The sequence below is a fragment of the Enterobacter cloacae complex sp. IR5403 genome (assembly GCF_049238705.1).
Taxonomy (GTDB): domain Bacteria; phylum Pseudomonadota; class Gammaproteobacteria; order Enterobacterales; family Enterobacteriaceae; genus Enterobacter; species Enterobacter hormaechei_C.
This window is the reverse complement of record NZ_JBMKHP010000002.1, coordinates 360,956-383,283: the sequence shown is the minus strand read 5'-3', so window position 1 is coordinate 383,283 and position 22,328 is coordinate 360,956. Positions and strand designations below refer to the sequence as shown.

The 22,328-nt window shown below is 57.0% G+C and carries 19 protein-coding genes; 10 read left to right on the top strand and 9 right to left on the bottom strand.

Annotated elements, in window-relative coordinates:
- Window positions 1-112 precede the first annotated feature (112 nt).
- On the top strand, window positions 113-1,396 hold the full coding sequence (locus ACOTW6_RS04785; protein ID WP_003858624.1) for a citrate synthase: 1,284 nt from the start codon (window positions 113-115) through the stop codon (window positions 1,394-1,396).
- A gap of 119 nt (window positions 1,397-1,515) precedes the next feature.
- Here the strand turns inward: ACOTW6_RS04785 and nei are convergent, their stop codons facing one another.
- The 7 genes from nei to ACOTW6_RS04750 all read right to left on the bottom strand — a co-directional run bounded on the left by nei (window position 1,516) and on the right by ACOTW6_RS04750 (window position 7,621).
- A complete protein-coding gene (gene nei, locus ACOTW6_RS04780) occupies window positions 1,516-2,307 on the bottom strand; it encodes an endonuclease VIII (RefSeq protein WP_062932185.1) in 792 nt (263 codons plus the stop codon).
- Window positions 2,308-2,325: 18 nt separating this feature from the next.
- Window positions 2,326-3,066 (bottom strand): 5-oxoprolinase subunit PxpA, encoded by a 741-nt coding sequence (pxpA, locus tag ACOTW6_RS04775; RefSeq protein ID WP_062932186.1) that lies wholly within the window; start codon window positions 3,064-3,066, stop codon window positions 2,326-2,328.
- Window positions 3,053-3,985, bottom strand: a complete 933-nt coding sequence (pxpC, locus tag ACOTW6_RS04770; RefSeq protein WP_023315643.1) for a 5-oxoprolinase subunit PxpC — start codon at window positions 3,983-3,985, stop codon at window positions 3,053-3,055. The genes pxpA and pxpC overlap by 14 nt, the downstream gene beginning before the upstream one ends.
- On the bottom strand, window positions 3,979-4,635 hold the full coding sequence (gene pxpB / locus ACOTW6_RS04765) for a 5-oxoprolinase subunit PxpB (protein ID WP_022647457.1): 657 nt from the start codon (window positions 4,633-4,635) through the stop codon (window positions 3,979-3,981). Before pxpB ends, pxpC begins: the two co-directional genes overlap by 7 nt.
- A 14-nt stretch (window positions 4,636-4,649) precedes the next feature.
- Window positions 4,650-5,393, bottom strand: a complete 744-nt coding sequence (locus ACOTW6_RS04760; RefSeq protein WP_003858635.1) for a type 2 GTP cyclohydrolase I — start codon at window positions 5,391-5,393, stop codon at window positions 4,650-4,652.
- Window positions 5,394-5,403: 10 nt separating this feature from the next.
- A complete protein-coding gene (phrB, locus tag ACOTW6_RS04755) occupies window positions 5,404-6,816 on the bottom strand; it encodes a deoxyribodipyrimidine photo-lyase (RefSeq protein ID WP_062932187.1) in 1,413 nt (470 codons plus the stop codon).
- Window positions 6,817-7,414: 598 nt separating this feature from the next.
- Window positions 7,415-7,621 carry a YbfA family protein gene (locus ACOTW6_RS04750; RefSeq protein ID WP_003858637.1) on the bottom strand — a complete coding sequence of 69 codons (207 nt, stop codon included), beginning with the start codon at window positions 7,619-7,621 and terminating at the stop codon, window positions 7,415-7,417.
- Window positions 7,622-7,932: 311 nt separating this feature from the next.
- Here ACOTW6_RS04750 and kdpF point away from each other — a divergent pair, with 311 nt between their 5' ends.
- From kdpF to potE, 9 genes are all read left to right on the top strand, one after another.
- Window positions 7,933-8,022: a K(+)-transporting ATPase subunit F gene (gene kdpF, locus ACOTW6_RS04745; RefSeq protein WP_003858638.1), complete on the top strand. Its 90-nt coding sequence runs from the start codon at window positions 7,933-7,935 to the stop codon at window positions 8,020-8,022.
- Window positions 8,022-9,701 (top strand): potassium-transporting ATPase subunit KdpA, encoded by a 1,680-nt coding sequence (gene kdpA, locus ACOTW6_RS04740; protein WP_213788904.1) that lies wholly within the window; start codon window positions 8,022-8,024, stop codon window positions 9,699-9,701. Before kdpF ends, kdpA begins: the two co-directional genes overlap by 1 nt.
- Before the next feature lie 18 nt (window positions 9,702-9,719).
- Window positions 9,720-11,768, top strand: a complete 2,049-nt coding sequence (kdpB, locus tag ACOTW6_RS04735; RefSeq protein WP_213788905.1) for a potassium-transporting ATPase subunit KdpB — start codon at window positions 9,720-9,722, stop codon at window positions 11,766-11,768.
- A gap of 12 nt (window positions 11,769-11,780) precedes the next feature.
- Complete coding sequence (kdpC, locus tag ACOTW6_RS04730; RefSeq protein WP_213788906.1) at window positions 11,781-12,356, top strand: potassium-transporting ATPase subunit KdpC; 576 nt, start codon at window positions 11,781-11,783, stop codon at window positions 12,354-12,356.
- Window positions 12,357-15,044 carry a two-component system sensor histidine kinase KdpD gene (kdpD, locus tag ACOTW6_RS04725; protein WP_193136145.1) on the top strand — a complete coding sequence of 896 codons (2,688 nt, stop codon included), beginning with the start codon at window positions 12,357-12,359 and terminating at the stop codon, window positions 15,042-15,044.
- A complete protein-coding gene (kdpE, locus tag ACOTW6_RS04720) occupies window positions 15,041-15,718 on the top strand; it encodes a two-component system response regulator KdpE (RefSeq protein ID WP_003858643.1) in 678 nt (225 codons plus the stop codon). The genes kdpD and kdpE overlap by 4 nt, the downstream gene beginning before the upstream one ends.
- A gap of 278 nt (window positions 15,719-15,996) precedes the next feature.
- Window positions 15,997-16,101: a leader peptide SpeFL gene (gene speFL / locus ACOTW6_RS04715; RefSeq protein ID WP_003858645.1), complete on the top strand. Its 105-nt coding sequence runs from the start codon at window positions 15,997-15,999 to the stop codon at window positions 16,099-16,101.
- 255 nt (window positions 16,102-16,356) lie between these two features.
- Window positions 16,357-18,555 (top strand): ornithine decarboxylase SpeF, encoded by a 2,199-nt coding sequence (gene speF / locus ACOTW6_RS04710; protein WP_213788907.1) that lies wholly within the window; start codon window positions 16,357-16,359, stop codon window positions 18,553-18,555.
- Window positions 18,552-19,865, top strand: coding sequence for a putrescine-ornithine antiporter (potE, locus tag ACOTW6_RS04705; RefSeq protein WP_047053010.1), 1,314 nt, complete (start codon window positions 18,552-18,554; stop codon window positions 19,863-19,865). The genes speF and potE overlap by 4 nt, the downstream gene beginning before the upstream one ends.
- Before the next feature lie 143 nt (window positions 19,866-20,008).
- On the opposite strand, the gene pgm is transcribed toward potE, so the two are convergent.
- Together pgm and seqA are read right to left on the bottom strand one after the other, a co-directional pair.
- Window positions 20,009-21,649, bottom strand: a complete 1,641-nt coding sequence (gene pgm, locus ACOTW6_RS04700; protein ID WP_003858649.1) for a phosphoglucomutase (alpha-D-glucose-1,6-bisphosphate-dependent) — start codon at window positions 21,647-21,649, stop codon at window positions 20,009-20,011.
- A gap of 24 nt (window positions 21,650-21,673) precedes the next feature.
- Window positions 21,674-22,219, bottom strand: coding sequence for a replication initiation negative regulator SeqA (seqA, locus tag ACOTW6_RS04695; protein ID WP_003858650.1), 546 nt, complete (start codon window positions 22,217-22,219; stop codon window positions 21,674-21,676).
- Window positions 22,220-22,328: the final 109 nt, after the last annotated feature.

The window sequence follows — 22,328 nt, the reverse complement described above, 5'->3', positions numbered from 1 at the left end:
CTCCTCGTGAGCTGAGCGGTAAGCCAAATAACAATCTGGTAACGATGATTAACAGCTGAAAGCAAATCCGGTAAAGCGCAGTCTTAAGCATAAGGCGCTAAGGAGACCGTAAATGGCTGATACAAAGGCAAAACTCACCCTAAATGGTGATGATGCTATTGAACTGGATGTGCTAAAAGGCACGCTCGGTCAGGATGTTATTGATATCCGTACGCTGGGTTCCAAAGGGGTATTCACCTTTGACCCTGGATTCACCTCCACCGCATCTTGCGAATCCAAAATCACCTACATTGACGGTGATGAAGGTATCCTGCTCCATCGCGGCTTCCCCATCGATCAGTTAGCCACCGAATCCAACTATCTGGAAGTGTGCTACATCCTGCTGAACGGCGAAAAACCGACGCAGGCCCAGTACGATGAATTTAAAACCACCGTGACCCGTCACACCATGATCCATGAGCAGATTACCCGTCTGTTCCATGCGTTCCGTCGTGACTCTCATCCGATGGCGGTCATGTGCGGTATTACCGGTGCGCTGGCGGCGTTCTACCACGATTCTCTGGACGTGAATAACCCACGTCACCGTGATATCGCGGCGTTCCGTCTGCTGTCCAAAATGCCTACCATGGCGGCAATGTGTTACAAATACTCTATCGGTCAGCCGTTTGTGTACCCACGCAACGACCTCTCCTACGCGGGTAACTTCCTGCGCATGATGTTCTCCACGCCGTGCGAAGAGTACGAAGTGAACCCGGTGCTGGAACGCGCGATGGACCGTATTCTGATCCTGCACGCTGACCACGAACAGAACGCCTCGACCTCTACCGTCCGTACCGCGGGCTCTTCAGGCGCGAACCCGTTCGCCTGTATCGCGGCGGGCATCGCCTCCCTGTGGGGACCGGCGCACGGCGGCGCGAACGAAGCAGCACTGAAGATGCTGGAAGAGATCAGCTCCGTTGAGCACATTCCAGAGTTCGTGCGCCGCGCAAAAGACAAGAATGATTCCTTCCGTCTGATGGGCTTCGGTCATCGTGTTTACAAAAACTACGACCCGCGCGCGACCGTCATGCGTGAGACCTGCCATGAAGTGCTGAAAGAGCTGGGCACCAAAGATGATCTGCTGGAAGTGGCGATGGAGCTGGAACACATCGCGCTGAACGACCCGTACTTCATCGAGAAGAAACTCTACCCGAACGTCGATTTCTACTCTGGCATTATTCTGAAAGCGATGGGTATTCCGTCTTCCATGTTCACCGTAATCTTCGCCATGGCGCGTACCGTGGGCTGGATTGCGCACTGGAACGAAATGCACAGCGAAGGCATGAAAATCGCCCGTCCTCGTCAGCTGTATACCGGCTACGAGCAGCGTGATTTTAAGTCTGATCTGAAGCGCTAACAGACGTTGGGTGCGGCCTGATGCCCTCACCCCGGCCCTCTCCCACAGGGAGAGGGTGAAACCATTAAAAACGGCAACTTTCGTTGCCGTTTTGCTTTTACCTCCGCCACCCGGCTTTATTATTTCTGACAGTTCGGGCACCAGTAAAACGGTCTGGAAGAGATCGTCGCCTTCTCAATCACCCCGCCGCACCGCTCGCACTTTTTACCCGCCCGATGAAACACCCTGAAGTGGAACAATGCCCCGTGATGCTTGTTCTCATCCACCAGGCCGCGCGTGTTGTACGACAGCCGTGGAATATCCAGTAACGCGTGCGACAGCGCCTCCAGCTGTTCATCGCTCAGCTGCGACGCTTTGTGCTGCGGCGCCAGCCCCACTTCCCAGAGGATCTCCACCCGCAGGTAGTTTCCCAGCCCCGCCAGAAATGCTTGATCGAGCAACAGCCCGGAAAACTGCCGGTTGCGGAATGTGGGGGATAACAACCGGGCTTTCACATCGCTTGCCGTCAGACGCATGTCGAGCACGTCCGGCCCGACCCGCTGTAAGAACGGATGCGTCAGCAGTTGCTCCGGCGTTAACATTTCGATATCAGAGGCGCTGTAGAGCAGGATCGCCTTATCCTCCGTTTGTAGCCGCACGCGCAGCACGCGGGTCGTTTGCGGCTGCTCGTCCGCCTCCACCACCCGCCAGACGCCGTAAAGCTGATTATGGCTATATAACGTCAGGTTATGGGAAAAGTGGGTGAGTAACGCTTTGCCGCGCGTTTCAATGTGGGTTACCGTCTGTCCCACCAGCTGCGATTCAAACGACTTGAGTTGAGGAAAGGCAAACCAGACGTGTGTCAGAGGTTTGCCCTTTATCGCCGCCTCCAGGCTATCCGCCGCGCGGCGGATCTCCGGACCTTCTGGCATGTTATTGTCCTTTCATAATTATTCTGCGCTGACAACAATGCCCTCTTCCGAGAACGCCATCCGCAGGCGTCGCGCAAACTGGAGAGCATGCTCGCCGTCACCGTGTAAGCACACCGTATCAGCCTGAACGTTTGCCGTTGTCCCCTCCGTTGAGGTTACTCGCCCGAAGCGCACCATCTCCAGCGTCTGCGCCAGCGCTTTACCTTCATCGGTAATCAGCGCACCGGCCTGCGTACGTGGAACCAGACTACCGTCCGGCAGGTATCCCCGATCGGCAAACACTTCCTGCCGCGTAGTCAGCCCCAGCCGTTCTCCGGCACGAATAAGCTCGCTTCCCGCCAGGCCTACCAGAATCAGTTGCGGATTACAGTCCCGCACCGCGCGGGCAATGGCATCCGCCAGCGCAGGATCTTTCGCCGCCTGGTTATAGAGCATGCCGTGCGGCTTGACGTGGCGCAACACGCCATTCTCAGCGCGCACTATCGCCTCCAGCGCGCCGATCTGGTAGAGCATTTGCGCGTAAACCGTCTCAGGGGGCAGATCCATCGCCGTGCGGCCAAAGTTTTCCCGGTCGGGAAAGCTGGGGTGAGCGCCAATCGCCACGCCGTTTTTCATGGCATTGCGCACGCTCGCCAGCATGGTCTGCGCATCGCCGGCATGAAACCCGCAGGCGATGTTCACCGAGGAGACCAGCGTCATCAGCGCTGCATCGGCGCTGCTGCCCTCCCCCAGATCGGCGTTTAAATCAATCTTTACCATCGAGCCTCCACGCCAGCTGTTCGAGATAACGCTGCTGATCCTGCCGGGCTTTCAGCGCCTCCTCCAGCGAACACTGCACAAAATGAATGGGCTGACCGAGAGGAATTTGCGCCAGATGGTAGCGATCCGCTTCGATAATGCAGGCAATACGCGGATATCCCCCCGTGGTTTGCGCATCGTTCATCAGTACGATGGGCTGCCCGTTGCCCGGCACCTGAATCACCCCCGGCAACAGACCATGGGAAAGCAGCTCCCGGTCAGTCGTGCGGGTCAGCGGCTGGCCCTGAAGCCGGTAACCCATGCGGTTACTCTGCGGGCTGATCTTCCACGGCGAGCGCCAGAAAGACTCTTTCGCGGCTTCATCAAACTCCTGATATTCCGGCCCCGGTAAGGCGCGGATCACGTTCCCCCACAGCAGCTGTTTCACGCCCTGCGTGGTGGTGAAATGGCGCGTTGAGGTCTTTATTCGCAGACGATCGCCGTCGCGCAGCAGCCGCCCTTCATGGCCGCCCATTCCCGCTTTCTGGTCGGTGCTGGATGAGCCCAGCACCTCCGGCACGTCGATCCCCCCCGCCACCGCAAGATAGCTGCGCACGCCGTGCAGAGGACGCTTGAGGGTCAGACGCTGCCCGGCCTTCGCCCGCAGGCGCCAGCCGGTCCACACCGCTTTGCCGTCCAGCGTCGCGTCACAGCCCGCACCAGTTAAGGCAAACCAGGTTTCCTGACCAAACTCAATCACGCACTGGCCCAGCGTAATTTCTAACGCCGCCGTGCTGCCTGCGTTACCTACCAGCAGGTTGGCAATCTCCAGCGAAGGGCGATCGAGCGCGCCGCAGTAGCTCACGCCTGACTGACGCAGCCCAAAACGCCCGGCATCCTGTACCGAGGTGTAAAGCCCTGCGCGAATAAGCGTTAACATATCCCCTCCTTTTGCGGGATAAAGCGCAGGGTATCCCCCGGACGCAGGAGTATGGGCGCGTCCTGGCCTGGTTCAAATAACGGCGTGGACGTGTGCCCAATCAGCTGCCAGCCTCCCGGTGAGGCGAGCGGATAAATTCCCGTTTGCTCGCCACCAATCGCCACGCTGCCCGCCGGTACGCTCAGGCGCGGCTCAGCCCGGCGCGGCGTATGCAGCTGGGGCGATAACCCGCCCAGATAGGGGAAACCCGGCTGAAATCCCAAAAACCAGACAACATAGTCGACTGAGCTATGCAGCTCCACAACCTGCTTCTCCGTTAATCCACAGTGTTCGGCCACCACGCCAAGGTCGGGACCTCCCTTGCCGCCATAGACAACCGGGATCTCAATCGTCCGCGATTCCGGCTCCAGCGCCTCGCTCTCCTCCCACCAGCGTTGCAGACGCTCAATGGCATCCAGCGCCCCCGTGTGCGGATCACGCAGCACCACGGTGATATTATTCATACCCGGAATAGCTTCAACCACGCCGGGTAGCTCGGGCAGTCGCTGAGCCAGACGCCAGATACGCTTTTGCGTGGCAAGCGTCACCGGAGGCTCAAGCTCCAGAACTACCGCGGTTTCACCCAGAAGATAACAACGCGCTCGCTGCACTTAACTACCTCTCATCAGGCCGGATTAGGGATATCAATAAACGTCACATCCAGATCGGTATTTTCCGTCAGCCACTCGCTGAGGGCGCGGATGCCGCCACGCTCGGTGGCGTGGTGGCCCGCCGCGTAAAAATGCAGGCCTTGTTCACGGGCTGAGTGAATGGTCTGCTCGGAGACTTCACCGGTAATGAAGGCGTCGACACCAAAACGCGCCGCGCTGTCAATAAAGCCCTGGCCGCCGCCGGTGCACCATGCCACGCGCTTCACGGTATCCGGCCCGGTGTCGCCGCACCACAGCGGACGACGCCCCAGGCGCGCTTCGATCCACGATGCCAGCTCCAGACCCGGAACTGGCATCGACAGTTCGCCCCACGGCACCAGGGGTTCAATTTCACCCATCACGGTAATCCCCAGCAGCTGCGCAAGCTGAACGTTATTCCCCAGCTCAGGATGCGCATCGAGCGGCAGGTGATAACCGTACAGGTTGATATCATTCGCCAGCAGCGTTTTGAGTCGGTTGCGCTTCATGCCGCGAATAATCGGTGATTCGTTTTTCCAGAAATAACCGTGGTGGACAATCACCGCATCGGCTTCCTGACGCACCGCCTCATCCAGCAGCGCCTGGCTTGCCGTTACGCCGGTGATGATTTTTTGCACCGTCTCGCGCCCCTCCACCTGCAAGCCATTCGGGCCGTAGTCGCTAAACGACGCCGTATTGAGTTTTTCGTTAATCAGGCGTTCCAGTTCACTGTTTTTCATCATCATTCTCTCAAACTTTTCGGGCGGCTTCGTACGCCGCCAGCGTGGCGACGCGCGCCTGTTTATGGTCGACAATGGGACGGGGATAATTCAGGGTAACACGCTGTTTATCCGCCCATACCCAGGGTTCATGAATGGCTTTGGCGGGGACATCCTTAAGCTCAGGCAGCCAGCGACGGATAAACTCGCCGTCGGCATCAAATCGTTGCCCCTGCGTGGTCGGATTGAAGATCCGAAAATAGGGAGCCGCATCCGTTCCGGTGGAGGCCGCCCACTGCCAGCCGCCGTTATTCGCCGCCAGATCGCCATCGATTAGCTGAGAGATAAAATAACGCTCTCCGGTTCGCCAGTCGATAAGCAGATCCTTCACCAGGAAGCTGGCGGTAATCATACGCAGACGGTTATGCATCCACCCGGTTTCATTGAGCTGCCGCATAGCCGCATCAACAATCGGGAAGCCGGTGAGCCCATGCTGCCATGCCTTAAGCAGCTTCTCATTCGACTGCCACTGTACCTGTTCGGTCCAGTGAATAAAGGGCCGATGTTTACACAAATCAGGATGATACGTCATCAGATGGCGATAAAACTCACGCCAGATCAGTTCGTTCAGCCACACTGCGCCCGCCCCCCCGTCTAAGGCCTGAGGCTGTTCCGCCAGCAGGCGATGTAAACACTGGCGCGGAGAGAGCGCGCCCAGCGCTAAACAGGCCGACAAGCGACTGGTGCCCTCAATCGCTGGAAAATCCCGACGCGCCTCGTACTCCGCCGCCCCCTGCGCGCAGAACTGACGCAACCGGGCGATGGCCGCTTTCTCGCTGGCGGGGAATAGTGTTTCATCGAACGACTGCTGAGGATAATTCAGCCTGATCTCAGGCAGATCCGTTATCGTTTCCCCTCTCACGGCCGGGGCGGTAACGCACTCAGGCAGCCCCTCTTTCAGGCGTTTGATAAAGGCATTTTTAAACGGCGTGAAAACTTTATACATCTCGTGACTGCCGGTCATTACGCTGCCAGGGGCGAGCATCACGCTGTCATCAAAGCCTTCACAGACCACGCCCGCAAGGGTTTTCTCCAGCTGACGATCCCGCTGTTGCTCGTTGAATTCATACTGATAGTTGTAATAAAGATGCGTTACTGCGTGCTGCTGGCAGATCGCCTGCACCGTCTGGCGCTGCGCGGCAAAATCATGGGCCTCTTTATAGATCAGCGGAATGCCTTTTTCAGCCAGTGAATATTGCAGGTCATTCAGATACGCGCTGAGTAATGCCGCTTGCCGGGGCGCCATGTCATGCTGCCGCCACTGTTCAGGCGTGGCGATAAACAGGGCCAGCACATTCGCGTCTTTAGCGCGGCAGGCCGCCGCGAGAGCGAAGTTGTCGTGAATGCGTAAATCCGCGCGAAACCAAACCAGATGGGTGGGCATAAAACTCCAGGCAATTGTCCATTATGTCCGTAAGGGCATGCCGTAAAAGGAAAAAGGCATGCATTGAACTACTTTGCCATGAAGTGTAGACGGGATGAAATAAAAAAGGCCGCCCGAGGCGGCCTTAACGCTACTTGTCCTGCGCTATCGGGGTAAAGGCAATAAACACATCCGGTTTATCACACTTTACAACGAGTACGCTGGCGACAATGAACGCAATGCATAAATAGCGTTTCACTATGCGGTCCCTGCTGCTAACCGCTCCACCTATCACCACCGGTGATAAATCGGTGGACACAAGCCCGGGTAGGCGGGCTGCTTTACGGCTATGGATACACCTTTCCCAGGACCGATGCCCATTTGCGAGATGGCGGAAAGGGACGTGGCATCATAATTAACACCAACGCCAAAAGTAAGTTATTTCAGTAAAATTAGGAATTTATAAAGGTGAAGCGGATTGCGAACTTTTTAAAGAAGGGTATGATAAAAATCCCGGGTAGGGGCTGCAAGATTACCCAACGGACCGCGAATCCCGAGGGACAAAAAAACCGCCACTTTGCTGTAGGCGGTTTTTTTATGGCTACGATGTCACACCGTATCAGTAGAAATCGCAGGTTGCTTTTTCGGCCTGATCCATCCACACCGGCTTCTCGCTGGTTTTCGCCCAGACGCGGTGCAGGTAACTGTAGAAACGTGCGCGATCTTTCCAGAACAGCATCACCGGCAGGGCCAGCACGCCAGCCACTACGGCGAAAGTGCGACGCATGAAAATGATATGAGCCGGAAACTCTTTATAAAGATCCATATTTTTCTCCCCTGTAGTTGGCCGGAAACCGTCTCCGGAAAATGTGAAATCTGTGACCTGGTTAAAATAATACCGCTTTGTTTGTAATTTTACTACTCATCCGACCACTTATTTTCATCCATTTCGTGAATATTTACATTCCCGCCTGTAATTAAGTTACAAAAAAGTTAACAGTTTACTTACCAATAGTTAAATTGTGGTCTTTTCCCTTTTTTATACTTTTTTTACACCTGCCCTTCTGATTTTTGCGAAATCTTTGCGCCGTAAATCTTACCGTTAGCACAACAACAAAAGTCACCCGGAGGTGGATTGTGAGTGCAGGTCTGATTGCCGGCATCGTGCTGGTGTTCCTGTTATTGGGTTATCTGATTTATGCCCTGATTAATGCGGAGGCATTCTGATGGCTGCTCAGGCGTTTTTGCTTATTGCCAGCTTTTTACTGGTGCTGTTTGTGCTCGCCAGGCCGCTGGGAACAGCGCTGGCGCGTCTGATAAACAACGTGCCATTGCCGGGCACGCGAAATATTGAAAACGTGCTCTGGTGCATTTCAGGTATCAGCGACCGGGAAATGAACTGGCGCCAGTACCTGATGGCGATACTGCTTCTGAATATCCTGGGGCTTATTGCCCTCTTTACGCTGCTCATGCTCCAGGGCAGTCTGCCGTTGAACCCGCAGCAGTTACCGGGTTTATCCTGGCATCTGGCGCTGAACACGGCGGTCAGCTTTGTCACCAACACCAACTGGCAGTCTTACGCCGGTGAAACCACGCTCAGCTACTTCAGCCAGATGGCCGGGTTAACCGTGCAAAACTTTCTTTCTGCGGCCAGCGGTATCGCGGTGATCTTCGCCCTGACGCGCGCGTTTGCCCGTCAGAATGTCAGCACCCTCGGCAACGCCTGGGTTGATGTTACGCGCATCACCCTTTGGATCCTGGTGCCTGTTGCGCTGATTATTGCCCTGTTCTTTATTCAGCAAGGCACTCTGCAAAACCTGCTGCCTTATACCCCTTACACCTCGCTTGAAGGGGCCAGGGAACTCCTGCCAATGGGGCCGGTGGCGTCGCAGGAAGCGATCAAGATGCTGGGCACCAACGGCGGCGGCTTCTTCAACGCCAACTCATCGCATCCGTTTGAAAACCCAACGGCATTAACCAATTTTGTACAGATGCTGGCGATCTTCCTGATCCCCGCCGCGCTCTGCTTCGCCTTTGGCGATGTGGTTAACGATCGCCGCCAGGGACGTACGCTGCTGTGGGCGATGTCGTTGATCTTCGTGGTCTGCGTTGCACTGGTGATGTGGGCCGAATGGAACGGCAACAGCCACTTCATGCAGCTGGGGGCTAACAGCAATATCAACCTGGAAGGCAAAGAGAGCCGCTTCGGCATTCTTGCCAGCAGCCTCTATGCGGTGGTCACCACGGCGGCCTCCTGCGGGGCGGTGAACGCCATGCATGACTCTTTCACCGCGCTCGGCGGCATGATCCCGATGTGGCTGATGCAGATTGGCGAAGTGGTCTTCGGTGGGGTCGGCTCAGGGCTGTACGGCATGCTGTTGTTCGTTCTGCTCGCCGTGTTTATCGCCGGGCTAATGATCGGCCGCACGCCGGAGTATCTCGGCAAAAAAATCGACGTCCGTGAAATGAAATTAACCGCGCTGGCAATTCTGGTCACCCCCGCCCTTGTGCTGCTCGGTACCGCGCTGGCGCTGATGACCGACGCCGGGCGCAGCGGCATCTTTAACCCGGGCATTCACGGCTTTAGCGAAGTGCTTTACGCCGTTTCGTCTGCCGCCAACAACAACGGCAGCGCCTTTGCAGGGTTAAGCGCCAACTCGCCGTTCTGGAACTGTCTGCTGGCGTTCTGCATGTTCGTCGGTCGTTTCGGCGTGATTATTCCCGTCATGGCGATCGCGGGAACACTGGTGAATAAGAAGATCCAGCCGACCACCACCGGTACGTTACCGACTCACGGCGCGCTGTTCGTCGGCCTGCTGATTGGCACCGTTCTGCTGGTGGGCGCCCTGACCTTTATCCCCGCCCTCGCGTTAGGCCCGGTTGCGGAATATCTCTCTTTACGCTGATTTTGCGGAGAATTTGTCATGAGTCGTAAACAACTGGCCCTGCTCGAACCGACGTTAGTTCGTCAGGCCCTCATGGATGCGGTAAAAAAACTGAGCCCGCGCGTGCAGTGGCACAACCCGGTGATGTTTATTGTCTGGACTGGAAGTTTACTCACCACCGCACTGGCGATTGCCATGGGAACGGGACACCTTTCAGGGAATGCAACCTTTACCGCCGCCATCAGCCTGTGGCTGTGGTTTACCGTGCTGTTCGCCAACTTTGCCGAAGCGCTGGCGGAAGGCCGCAGCAAGGCGCAGGCCAACAGCCTGAAAGGGGTAAAAAAAACCGCCTTTGCGCGCAAATTACGCGAACCTAAATACGGCGCGCAGATGGACCACGTTCCGGCGGATGAGCTGCGTAAAGGTGACGTGGTGCTGGTGGAAGCTGGCGACATCATCCCCTGCGACGGGGAGGTGATCGAGGGCGGCGCGTCGGTAGACGAAAGCGCCATTACCGGGGAATCCGCACCGGTGATCCGTGAGTCGGGCGGAGATTTCGCCTCAGTTACCGGCGGAACGCGCATTCTTTCCGACTGGCTGGTGATCCAGTGCAGCGTTAACCCGGGCGAAACCTTTCTCGACCGGATGATCGCCATGGTGGAAGGCGCACAGCGTCGTAAAACGCCGAACGAGATCGCCCTGACCATTCTGCTGGTGGCGCTCACCATTGTCTTCCTGCTGGCAACGGCGACACTGTGGCCCTTCTCTGCCTACGGCGGTACAGCGGTCAGCATCACCGTACTGATCGCCCTGCTGGTCTGTCTGATCCCCACCACTATCGGCGGCCTGCTTTCCGCGATTGGCGTGGCGGGGATGAGCCGGATGCTGGGCGCGAACGTCATCGCCACCAGCGGACGCGCCGTTGAAGCGGCGGGTGACGTAGACGTACTGCTGCTGGATAAAACCGGGACCATTACCCTGGGCAATCGTCAGGCCTCTGACTTTCTACCTGCTCCCGGCGTGGATGAAAAAACGCTGGCTGACGCGGCGCAGCTTTCCTCGCTGGCCGATGAAACGCCGGAAGGCCGCAGTATCGTGATCCTCGCCAAGCAGCGCTTTAACCTGCGCCAGCGCGACGTTCAGAGCCTGCACGCCACGTTCGTTCCCTTTAAGGCGCAAACCCGCATGAGCGGAATTAACATTCAGGACCGGATGATCCGTAAAGGGTCCGTTGATGCCATTCGCCGTCATATTGAAGCCAATAATGGACACTTCCCCCCGGAAGTCGACCATCTGGTGGAAAGCGTGGCGCGTCAGGGGGCAACCCCGCTGGTGGTGGCGGAAGGTGCAAGCGTTCTGGGGGTTATCGCCCTGAAGGATATCGTTAAAGGCGGTATTAAAGAGCGTTTCGCCCAGATGCGTAAGATGGGGATCAAAACGGTGATGATCACCGGGGATAACCGTCTGACTGCGGCGGCCATTGCCGCCGAAGCGGGCGTGGATGATTTCCTTTCTGAAGCGACGCCGGAAGCGAAGCTGGCGCTCATTCGCCAGTATCAGGCGGAAGGCCGTCTGGTGGCGATGACCGGCGACGGCACCAACGACGCCCCGGCGCTGGCGCAGGCCGACGTGGCGGTGGCGATGAACTCCGGTACCCAGGCGGCAAAAGAGGCGGGCAACATGGTGGATCTCGACTCGAACCCGACCAAACTGATCGAGGTGGTGCATATCGGGAAGCAGATGCTGATGACGCGCGGCTCGCTGACCACGTTCAGTATCGCCAACGACGTGGCGAAGTATTTCGCCATCATCCCGGCGGCGTTTGCGGCAACCTACCCGCAGCTGAATGCCCTGAACGTGATGCACCTGCACTCTCCGGCCTCGGCCATTCTGAGCGCGGTGATCTTCAACGCGCTGATTATTGTCTTTCTTATTCCGCTGGCGCTGAAAGGGGTGAGCTATAAGCCGCTGACGGCCGCCGCCATGCTGCGCCGTAACCTGTGGATTTACGGTCTGGGTGGGCTGGTGGTGCCCTTTATTGGGATCAAAGTTATCGACATGTTGTTAACGCTGTTCGGGCTGGTTTAAAAGGTGGATCCAATGACGATGTTACGTCCCGCTATACTGTTGTTTATTCTGCTGTCTCTGATTACCGGCGGGCTTTACCCGCTGATGACTACCGCGCTGGGCCGGTGGTGGTTTGAGGACCAGGCCAACGGCTCGCTGATTATCCAGAACGGTGAAAACCGCGGCTCGCGGCTGATTGGGCAGAACTTTACGGACCCGCGCTACTTCCAGGGACGCCCTTCCGCCACTGCGGAAAGCCCGTATAATCCAATGGCCTCCGGCGGCAGCAATCTGGCTGGCAGTAATCCTGACCTGGACAAAGCCGTTGCTGAACGCGTTGCCGCCCTGCGCGCCGCGAATCCGCAGGCCAGCCGTGAGGTGCCGGTTGAGCTGGTCACCGCTTCCGCGAGCGGGCTGGATTACAGCCTGACGCCGGACGCGGTGGTCTGGCAGATCCCACGCGTGGCCGCCGCCCGTCAGCTGACCGTCGATCAGGTGAGCCAGCTGGTCGCAGAACATACGCAAAAGCCGCTGGTCAGCTTCATCGGCATGCCGGTAGTGAACATTGTTGAGCTGAATCTGGCGCTGGATGCGCTAAGGAAGAACTAAATGACCGACGAGCCCATGCGCCCGGATCCGGACAGGCTGCTTGAACAGACGGCTGAAGCCCATCGCGGCAAGCTGAAAATTTTCTTCGGCGCCTGCGCGGGCGTCGGGAAAACCTTCGCCATGCTGACGGAAGCCCAGCGGCTTCGGGCGCAGGGGCTTGATATTCTCATCGGCGTGGTGGAAACCCACGGTCGCAAAGAGACGGCTGCGCTACTGACGGGGCTGGCGACGCAGCCGCCCCAGCGTATCAGCCATCGCGGGCGGCTGGTCACTGAGTTTGATCTTGATGCCGCCCTCGCCCGCCGCCCTGCCCTGATCCTGATGGACGAACTGGCGCACAGCAATGCGCCAGGCTCCCGCCATCCGAAGCGCTGGCAGGATGTTGAGGAGCTGCTTGAGGCAGGCATTGACGTCTTCACCACGGTGAATGTTCAGCATCTGGAAAGCCTGAACGACGTAGTGAGCGGCGTAACCGGTATCCAGGTGCGGGAAACCGTCCCCGATCCGTTTTTTGATTCTGCCGATGAAGTCGTACTGGTTGACCTGCCGCCGGACGATCTGCGTCAGCGCCTGCACGAAGGCAAAGTGTATATTGCCGGCCAGGCTGAACGCGCCATCGAACATTTTTTCCGCAAAGGAAACCTGATTGCCCTGCGCGAGCTGGCCCTGCGCCGCACCGCCGATCGCGTTGATGACCAGATGCGCGCCTGGCGGGACCTTCAGGGACAAGAGCGCGTCTGGCACACGCGGGACGCCATTCTGTTATGCATTGGTCACGGCAGTGGCAACGAAAAACTGGTTCGCACCGCCGCCCGGCTTGCAGCGAAGTTTGGCAGCGTCTGGCATGCGGTCTACGTCGAAACGCCGCAGCTGCATGGCCTGCCGGAAAATCAGCGTCGCGCCATTTTGAGCGCACTGCGGCTGGCGCAGGAGCTGGGCGCCGAAACCGCAACTCTGTCCGATCCGCAGGAAGATAAAGCCATTCTGCGCTACGCGCGCGAGCATAACCTGGGCAAGATTGTGATTGGACGTCGCCAGCATCGCCGCTGGTTTAGCCGCGAATCTTTTGCCGACAGGCTGGCCCGCCGCGCGCCGGATCTTGATTTAGTCATCGTCGCGCTGGATGACAAGCCCGCCCCCCTGCCCAACCGTACGCCGGACGCTCGCACCTTTGGCGATAAATGGCGCATTCAGATCCGGGGCTGCCTGGTGGCCGTGGTCCTCTGCGCCCTGATTACGGTGATTGCCAGCCAGTGGCTCATCGCCTTCGACGCCGCCAATCTGGTCATGATTTATCTGCTGGGCGTCGTTGTGGTCGCGCTCTTTTATGGCCGCTGGCCGTCGGTGCTGGCGACGGTGATCAACGTCATCAGCTTCGATCTCTTCTTTATCGCTCCGCGCGGGACGCTTGCTGTCTCGGACGTGCAGTACATTCTGACCTTTGCCGTAATGCTTACCGTCGGGCTGGTGATCGGGAATCTGACGGCAGGCGTGCGCTACCAGGCACGCATTGCCCGCTATCGCGAACAGCGCACGCGCCATCTGTATGAAATGTCAAAATCGCTGGCGGTTGGCCGCACGCAGCGGGATATCGTGCAGACCAGCGAGCAGTTTATCCGTTCGACCTTTCATGCCAGCAACCTGATTTTGCTCCCCGACGAACAGGGGCGCCTTCGCCCGCTGACCTCCCCTTCGGGGATGACGCCCTGGGATGAAGCGATTGCCCGCTGGAGTTTCGATAAGGGGTTACCTGCCGGCGCCGGCACCGACACGCTGCCCGGCGTGCCTTACCAGATCCTGCCGCTACGCAGCGCGGATAAAAATCACGGGCTGGTCATCGTCGAGCCGTCTAACCTGCGTCAGTTGATGATCCCCGAGCAGCAGCGCCTGCTGGAAACCTTCACCCTGCTGGTCGCCAGCGCCCTTGAACGGCTGGCGCTCACCGCCAGCGAAGAGCAGGCGCGGCTGGCAAGCGAGCGCGAAAGTATTCGCAATTCGCTGCTGGCAGCGCTGTCTCACGATTTGCGCACCCCGCTTACCGTGCTGTTCGGCCAGTCTGAAATTCTGACGCTGGATCTGGCGGCGGAAGGATCAAAGCACGCGATGCAGGCCAGCGAAATTCGCCAGCACGTGCTGAATACCACGCGTCTGGTGAACAACCTGCTGGACATGGCGCGCATTCAGTCCGGCGGGTTTAACCTGAAAAAAGAGTGGCTCACCCTTGAGGAGGTTGTCGGCAGCGCGCTGAAGATGCTGGAGCCGGGTCTCGGCGGGCGCCATATCGAGCTGGACATGCCGGAACCCCTGACGTTAATCCATGTGGATGGCCCGCTGTTTGAGCGCGTGCTGATTAATCTGCTGGAAAATGCCGCCAAATACGCCGGGGCAAAGGCCCGGCTGGGGATTGCTGCCAGGGTGGATAAACGTGTGCTGCGGCTCGACGTCTGGGATACCGGGCCGGGTATTCCGGCCGGTCAGGAGCGCGCCATATTCGAAAAATTTGCGCGCGGTAATAAGGAATCCGCCATTCCGGGCGTTGGGCTGGGTCTGGCGATCTGCCAGGCGATTGTCGACGTGCATGGTGGCACCATTTCCGCAGAGAACCGCCCGGAAGGTGGGGCACGCTTTTGTGTTACACTTCCTCTTGAAACCCCACCAGAACTTGATGAATTACCAGAGGATGTGTGATTAACGTTCTGATTGTTGAAGATGAGCTCGCTATCAGCCGATTTCTGCGTACCGCGCTGGAAGGCGACGGCTTGCGCGTGCATGAAGCCGGTACGCTTCAACGGGGATTAATTGAAGCCGCCACCCGCAAGCCAGATCTGGTGATCCTGGATCTGGGACTTCCGGATGGCGACGGCATCGATTTTATTCGTGAAGTGCGTCAGTGGAGCCAGATGCCCATTCTGGTGCTCTCTGCCCGCACCGAAGAGACGGATAAAATCGCCGCGCTGGATGCCGGAGCGGATGATTATCTGATCAAACCGTTTGGCATTGGCGAGTTACAGGCCCGGCTTCGTGTGGCGCTGCGTCGACACAGTGCCACGTCCCCTTCTGATCCGGTGTACGCCTTTGGCGATATCCGCGTCGATCTTGCTGCCCGCCGCATCGTGCGAGGGGAAGAAGAGATCCACCTTACGCCTATCGAATTTCGTCTGCTGGCCGTGCTGCTCAATAACCATGGCAAAGTGTTAACGCAGCGACAGCTGTTAAGCCAGGTCTGGGGACCGAATGCTGTCGAGCATAGTCACTATTTACGCATTTATATGGGACACCTTCGCCAGAAACTTGAAGCCGATCCTGCGCGTCCTCGTCATTTATTAACAGAAACCGGTATCGGATATCGGTTTATGATCTGAATAAGTATTCACTTTAATTTTAAATAAAAAACATACCAGCCTGAATATAGTCATGAAAATAACGATGAGAGTATTTTCGTGGCTATATTCGCCCGCCTTAAACACAAATAAAACATCAATTTAACACCGAACCAACAAAACAGCATTTTGATCTGCGTTATTCACTCAAAACGACTAATTATTTCTGAAATGATCGGTTATTGGTGATCTGTTTCACAGTTAATCCCTTTTTCCTGGATAAAATGACCATGCTTTCAATTACTGAAAGGAAACTGAACATGGAAAACAATAATCGTTTAATGCCCCATATAAGGCGGACAACACATATCATGATGTTTGCCCACCGTAACTGTTTTGACTTTCATCTCTTTAACGCCCGGTAGTCCTTCGACTTCTGGCGCATCTGCTTACAGGTTATCCTGAAACACTTTATTTTACAGTCACTTGCCTGTGAACACATGCGCTCACCCCTTGTAATTCAGATTCTCCGCAACCGGGCGGACTGAATTCTACTCAGCAAAAAAGCAATTAACTGATTTCGTATCAGCGGACACGCTTTGCTTTTTTTTCCGGAAAAAATCGATTTCTTTACCGCAAGAAGTCGAGGGCCCCATATTGCCTGAAATAAAGAGATAAAGATGAAAACGTTAAAAATTGCCGTCAGCCGTACCTGCCCTGAATGCTTTACCACTTCGCGCGACATCGTGGATATCACCGCATCGGATTATATTGATGTGGCAGCCGTGGTTCTGGCCGTCAGCGATATTTTCAATGGCGCCATAGAAGAAATAGAAGCTACGGGATTCGGTATTCCGGTGTTTATTGCCACGCATAAAGAAGAAAGGGTTCCGGCTGAATTTCTGTCGCGTATACACGGCGTTTTTGAGTACTCCGACACCAGCAATGCGTACTACGGACGCCAGCTTGAAGCGGCTGCGCAGAAGTACGAAACCCAGCTCCGCCCGCCGTTCTTCCGCGCGCTGGTCGATTACGTCCAGCAGGGGAACAGCGCGTTTGACTGCCCCGGGCATCAGGGAGGCCAGTTCTTCCGCCGCCATCCGGCCGGAAACCAGTTTGTCGATTTCTTTGGCGAAACGCTTTTCCGCGCCGATCTGTGCAATGCCGACGTGGCAATGGGCGATCTGCTGATCCACGAAGGCGCGCCATGCATCGCCCAACAGCATGCGGCAAAAGTCTTTAATGCGGATAAAACCTACTTCGTGCTGAACGGCACCTCCTCTTCTAATAAGGTGGTGCTCAATGCCCTGCTCACGCCAGGCGATCTGGTGCTGTTCGATCGCAATAACCATAAATCTAATCACCACGGGGCGCTGTTACAGGCGGGCGCGACGCCGGTGTATCTGGAAACGGCGCGCAACCCGTACGGGTTTATCGGCGGTATCGACGCACACTGTTTCGACGAGAGCTACCTGCGGGAGCTGGTGTCAGAGGTCGCGCCTGGGCGTGCGCGGGATGAACGTCCGTTCCGTCTGGCGGTGATCCAGCTGGGCACCTACGACGGTACCATTTATAACGCCCGTCAGGTGGTGGATAAGATTGGTCACCTGTGCGATTACATTCTGTTTGACTCCGCCTGGGTGGGTTACGAGCAGTTTATCCCGATGATGGCCGACTGCTCGCCGCTGCTGCTGGAGCTGAACGAAAACGATCCGGGCATTCTGGTGACCCAGTCGGTGCATAAGCAGCAGGCGGGCTTCTCGCAAACCTCGCAAATCCATAAGAAGGACAGCCACATAAAAGGCCAGCCGCGCTATGTCCCGCATAAACGCCTCAACAACGCCTTTATGATGCACGCCTCCACCAGCCCGTTCTATCCACTGTTTGCCGCCCTGGATATCAACGCCCGCATGCACGAGGGGCAAAGTGGGCGCAACATGTGGATGGACTGCGTGGTGACGGGTATTGAAGCGCGGAAACTGATCCTTCAGAACTGTCAGTTTATTCGTCCGTTCGTGCCGGAGACGGTGGATGGCCGTCCATGGGAAAGCTGGGATACGGCAGAGATTGCTACCGATCTGCGCTTCTTCCATTTCGTTCCGGGCGAACGCTGGCACGCCTTTGAGGGGTACGCCGAGCATCAGTATTTTATCGATCCCTGCAAGCTGCTGCTGACTACGCCGGGCATCAACGCCCGCACCGGTGAGTACGATGATTTCGGCGTTCCCGCCACCATCCTCGCCAACTTCCTGCGTGAAAACGGCATCGTGCCGGAAAAATGCGACCTCAATTCCATTCTGTTCCTGCTCACCCCGGCGGAGGACATGGGCAAATTGCAGCAGCTTGTCGCCCAGCTGGTGCGCTTCGAAAAACTGCTCCAGAGCGATGTGCCGCTGAAAGAGATTCTGCCCTCTCTTTATAAGCAACATCCGGAACGTTATGCGGATTATACCCTGCGTCAGATTTGTCAGGAGATGCATAACCTCTACGCCCGCCATAACGTGAAGCAGTTGCAGAAAGAGATGTTCCGCAAGTCTCACTTCCCGCGCGTCATGATGAACCCGCAGGAGGCGAACTATGCCTATCTGCGCGGTGAGGTCGAGCTGGTGTCCCTGCGCGACGCGGAAGGCCGTATCGCCGCGGAAGGCGCGCTGCCTTACCCACCGGGGGTGTTGTGCGTGGTTCCGGGGGAAGTCTGGGGCGGTTCCGTGCTGCGCTATTTCGCCGCGCTGGAAGACGGGATCAATCTGCTGCCGGGCTTTGCGCCGGAGCTACAGGGGGTTTACGTCGAGGAGTGTGACGGTCGCAAACAGGTGCGCTGCTACGTCATCAAACAACCTGCCGCTCAGCCATCGCTGCTGAAAGGAGAAAAATTATGAGTAAGGCCAACAAGATGGGCGTGGTGCAACTCACTATCCTCACCATGGTGAATATGATGGGGTCGGGGATCATTATGCTGCCCACTAAGCTCGCTGAAGTGGGGACGATTTCGATTATCTCCTGGCTTGTTACCGCCGTGGGTTCGATGGCGCTGGCGTGGGCGTTTGCCAAGTGCGGCATGTTCAGCCGCAAGTCAGGCGGGATGGGTGGCTATGCCGAATATGCGTTTGGTAAGTCCGGCAACTTTATGGCGAACTACACCTATGGCGTGTCGCTGCTGATCGCCAACGTGGCGATTGCCATTTCCGCTGTCGGTTACGGCACAGAGCTGTTTGGCGCGACGCTGACCCCGGTGCAGATTGGGCTGGCGACCATCGGCGTGCTGTGGATCTGCACCGTCGCTAACTTTGGCGGCGCGCGCATCACCGGACAGCTCAGCAGCATCACCGTCTGGGGCGTCATCATCCCGGTTGTCGGCCTGTGCATCATCGGCTGGTTCTGGTTCAGCCCGACGCTGTACGCCAACTCCTGGAATCCGCATCATGTGCCGTTCTTCACCGCCGTGGGATCGTCCATCGCCATGACGCTGTGGGCCTTCCTCGGGCTGGAGTCAGCCTGTGCGAATGCGGAAGTGGTGGAAAACCCGGAGAAAAATGTGCCGATCGCGGTACTCGGCGGGACGCTGGGGGCGGCGGTGATCTATATCGTCTCGACCAACGTGATTGCGGGAATTGTGCCCAACATGGATCTGGCTAACTCCACGGCGCCGTTCGGACTGGCGTTTGCGCAAATGTTTACGCCGGAGGTAGGGAAAGTGATCATGGGACTTATGGTGATGTCCTGCTGCGGCTCGCTGCTGGGCTGGCAGTTCACCATTGCCCAGGTATTCAAATCTTCCGCTGACGAAGGTTATTTCCCGAAAATCTTCTCCCGCGTCACCAAAGCGGATGCGCCGGTGCAGGGTATGCTGGCGATTGTGATTTTCCAGAGCGGTTTGTCGCTGATGACCATCAGCCCGTCACTGAACAGCCAGTTTAACGTGCTGGTCAACCTGGCGGTGGTGACGAACATCATTCCGTACATTCTGTCGATGGCGGCGCTGGTGATTATTCAGAAGGTGGCGAAGGTGGATCCGCGCAAAGCCCGGGCGGCCAATATCGTGGCGCTGGTTGGGGCGATTTACAGCTTCTATGCGCTCTACTCGTCCGGTCAGGAGGCGATGCTGTATGGGGCGATGGTGACATTCATGGGCTGGACGCTGTACGGCCTGGTGTCGCCGAGATTTGAATTGAAGAACAAACATAGCTAAAAAAAGCCCGGTGGCGCTAACGCTTACCGGGCCTACGAGGTCAATGCAAAACGGCAACCCTGAGGTTGCCGTTTTTAATGTTTTCTCCCTCTCCCGGTGGGAGAGGGCCGGGGTGAGGGCATCAGCCCGCACCAGATCACGACTTATGCGTTTTTCAGCACTTCGCTGACAATCTCTACCGCTTCTTTCTCAATCTGCTGGCGGTGCTCAGCGCCGAGGAAGCTTTCGCAATAGATTTTGTACGCATCTTCCGTACCGGATGGACGCGCGGCGAACCAGCCGTTTTCGGTCATCACTTTCAGGCCGCCGATCGATGCGCCGTTACCCGGCGCCGCCGTCAGACGCGCGGTGATCGGGTCACCTGCCAGGGTGCTGGCGCTGACCATCTCCGGAGAGAGTTTTGACAGAGCTGCTTTTTGCGCAGACGTGGCGCCAGCCTGAATACGGTTATAGCTTGGCGCGCCAAAACGTTCCGCCAGCTCGTTGTAATGTTCCTGCGGGTTCTTACCGGTGACCGCAGTGATTTCCGCCGCCAGCAGGCACATGATGATGCCGTCTTTATCGGTTGACCATGGGGTGCCGTCGAAGCGCAGGAAAGATGCCCCCGCGCTCTCCTCACCGCCAAAGCCGAAGCTGCCGTCGTGCAGACCGTCAACAAACCACTTGAAGCCCACCGGCACTTCCACCAGCTTGCGACCCAGCGCGTCGACCACACGGTCAATCATAGCGGAAGAGACCAGCGTTTTACCCACCGCAACCTCTTTGCCCCACTGCGGACGGTGCTGGAAGAGATAATTGATTGCAACAGCCAGGTAGTGGTTCGGGTTCATCAGCCCTGCCGGGGTGACGATACCGTGACGGTCGTAGTCCGGGTCGTTGGCAAACGCCAGATCGAACTTGTCGCGCAGTGCCAGCAGGCCAGCCATTGCGCATTCGGAGGAGCAGTCCATACGGATCGCGCCATCTTTGTCCAGATGCATAAAGCGGAAGGTCTGATCGACGTGATCGTTGACGATGGTCAGATCCAGCTTGTAGTGCTCGGCAATGCGTTTCCAGTATTCAATACCGGAGCCGCCCAGCGGATCCACGCCCAGCTTCAGACCGGCTTTCTGGATAGCGGCCATATCGACGATATCCGCCAGCCCTTCCACGAACGGCTGCACCAGATCCTGCTCTTTCACGTGGCCGGAGGCCATGGCTTCATCCAGCGAGATACGCTTCACGCCGTTCAGACCATTAGCCAGTAACGCGTTGGCGCGATCTTCCACCACTTTCGTGACGTTGGTATCCGCCGGGCCACCGTTAGGTGGGTTGTACTTGATGCCGCCATCTTCCGGTGGGTTGTGGGACGGGGTGATCACAATGCCGTCAGCCTGCGCGCCACCTTTTTTGTTGTGTACCAGAATAGCGTTAGACACCGCTGGCGTTGGCGTGAAACCGTTGTTCTCCTGAACAATCACGTCTACGCCGTTCGCCGCCAGCACTTCCAACACGGAGATAAAAGCAGGTTCAGACAGGGCGTGGGTATCTTTCCCTACATAGCACGGACCGGTGACGCCATTTTTGGCGCGCTCTTCCGCGATGGCCTGAGCAATGGCCAGAATGTGCGGTTCGTTAAAGCTGTGGCGCGCCGCGCTGCCGCGGTGGCCAGATGTACCAAACTTCACTGCGTGTTCTGCGTTGCCCACCACCGGTTTCAGCACGTAGTACTGCGCGGTCAGTTGAGCGACGTTAATCAAATCGCGTTGTTGTGCAGGTTGTCCTGCACGGCTGTGATTTGCCATTGCCTGGTCCTTCTGATGCAAGGGTTAAATTGTACCGCAAACCTTTTCGATCAATTCCGCCGGGAACTGCATGGACTGCATGATATGTTCGATCATGCTGCACTTACGGCCCGTATTGGTGTTGGTGATCACCCAGTATGGTGTACCGGGAACGTGTTTGGGCTTGGTTTGGTTGCCATTTTGCAGGAGGGTCTGCTCGTCGCCTGCGAAGTAAACGCGCGTGCGACCGTGCAGCGACTCTGTCGCTTCTGCAAATGCGTTGTTATCCAGTGAGTAAAGTGTAGACAGCACCAGCATAAAGCGGTTAACCGCCTTTTTCTGCTCGGCATATTCATCGGACAGCAGCAACTCGCGCATCGCGCGCACTTTGTCTTTTGCCGGCATAACGGCAGGTTTTACTTGTGCAACAACGCTCGGCTGAGACACGACATCTTTAGTGACAGGAGTGGGCTGTGAGGCGGCGGAAATTTTAAGCATGCGCCGTAAAATGTCGGACGCGCTCTCCCCAATATGCCGCGTCTGGCTGGCAATATACTGATAGAGTTCGTCATCAACTTCGATTGTTTTCATCTTAATCCAGTGCGATATCTTATCTGAATACAAGTCATTGAGATTATAAGGTCAAATCCCAACAGCGGATAGCGTCAAACCAGGTTGGCGGCAAAAGTCAGATTAAACT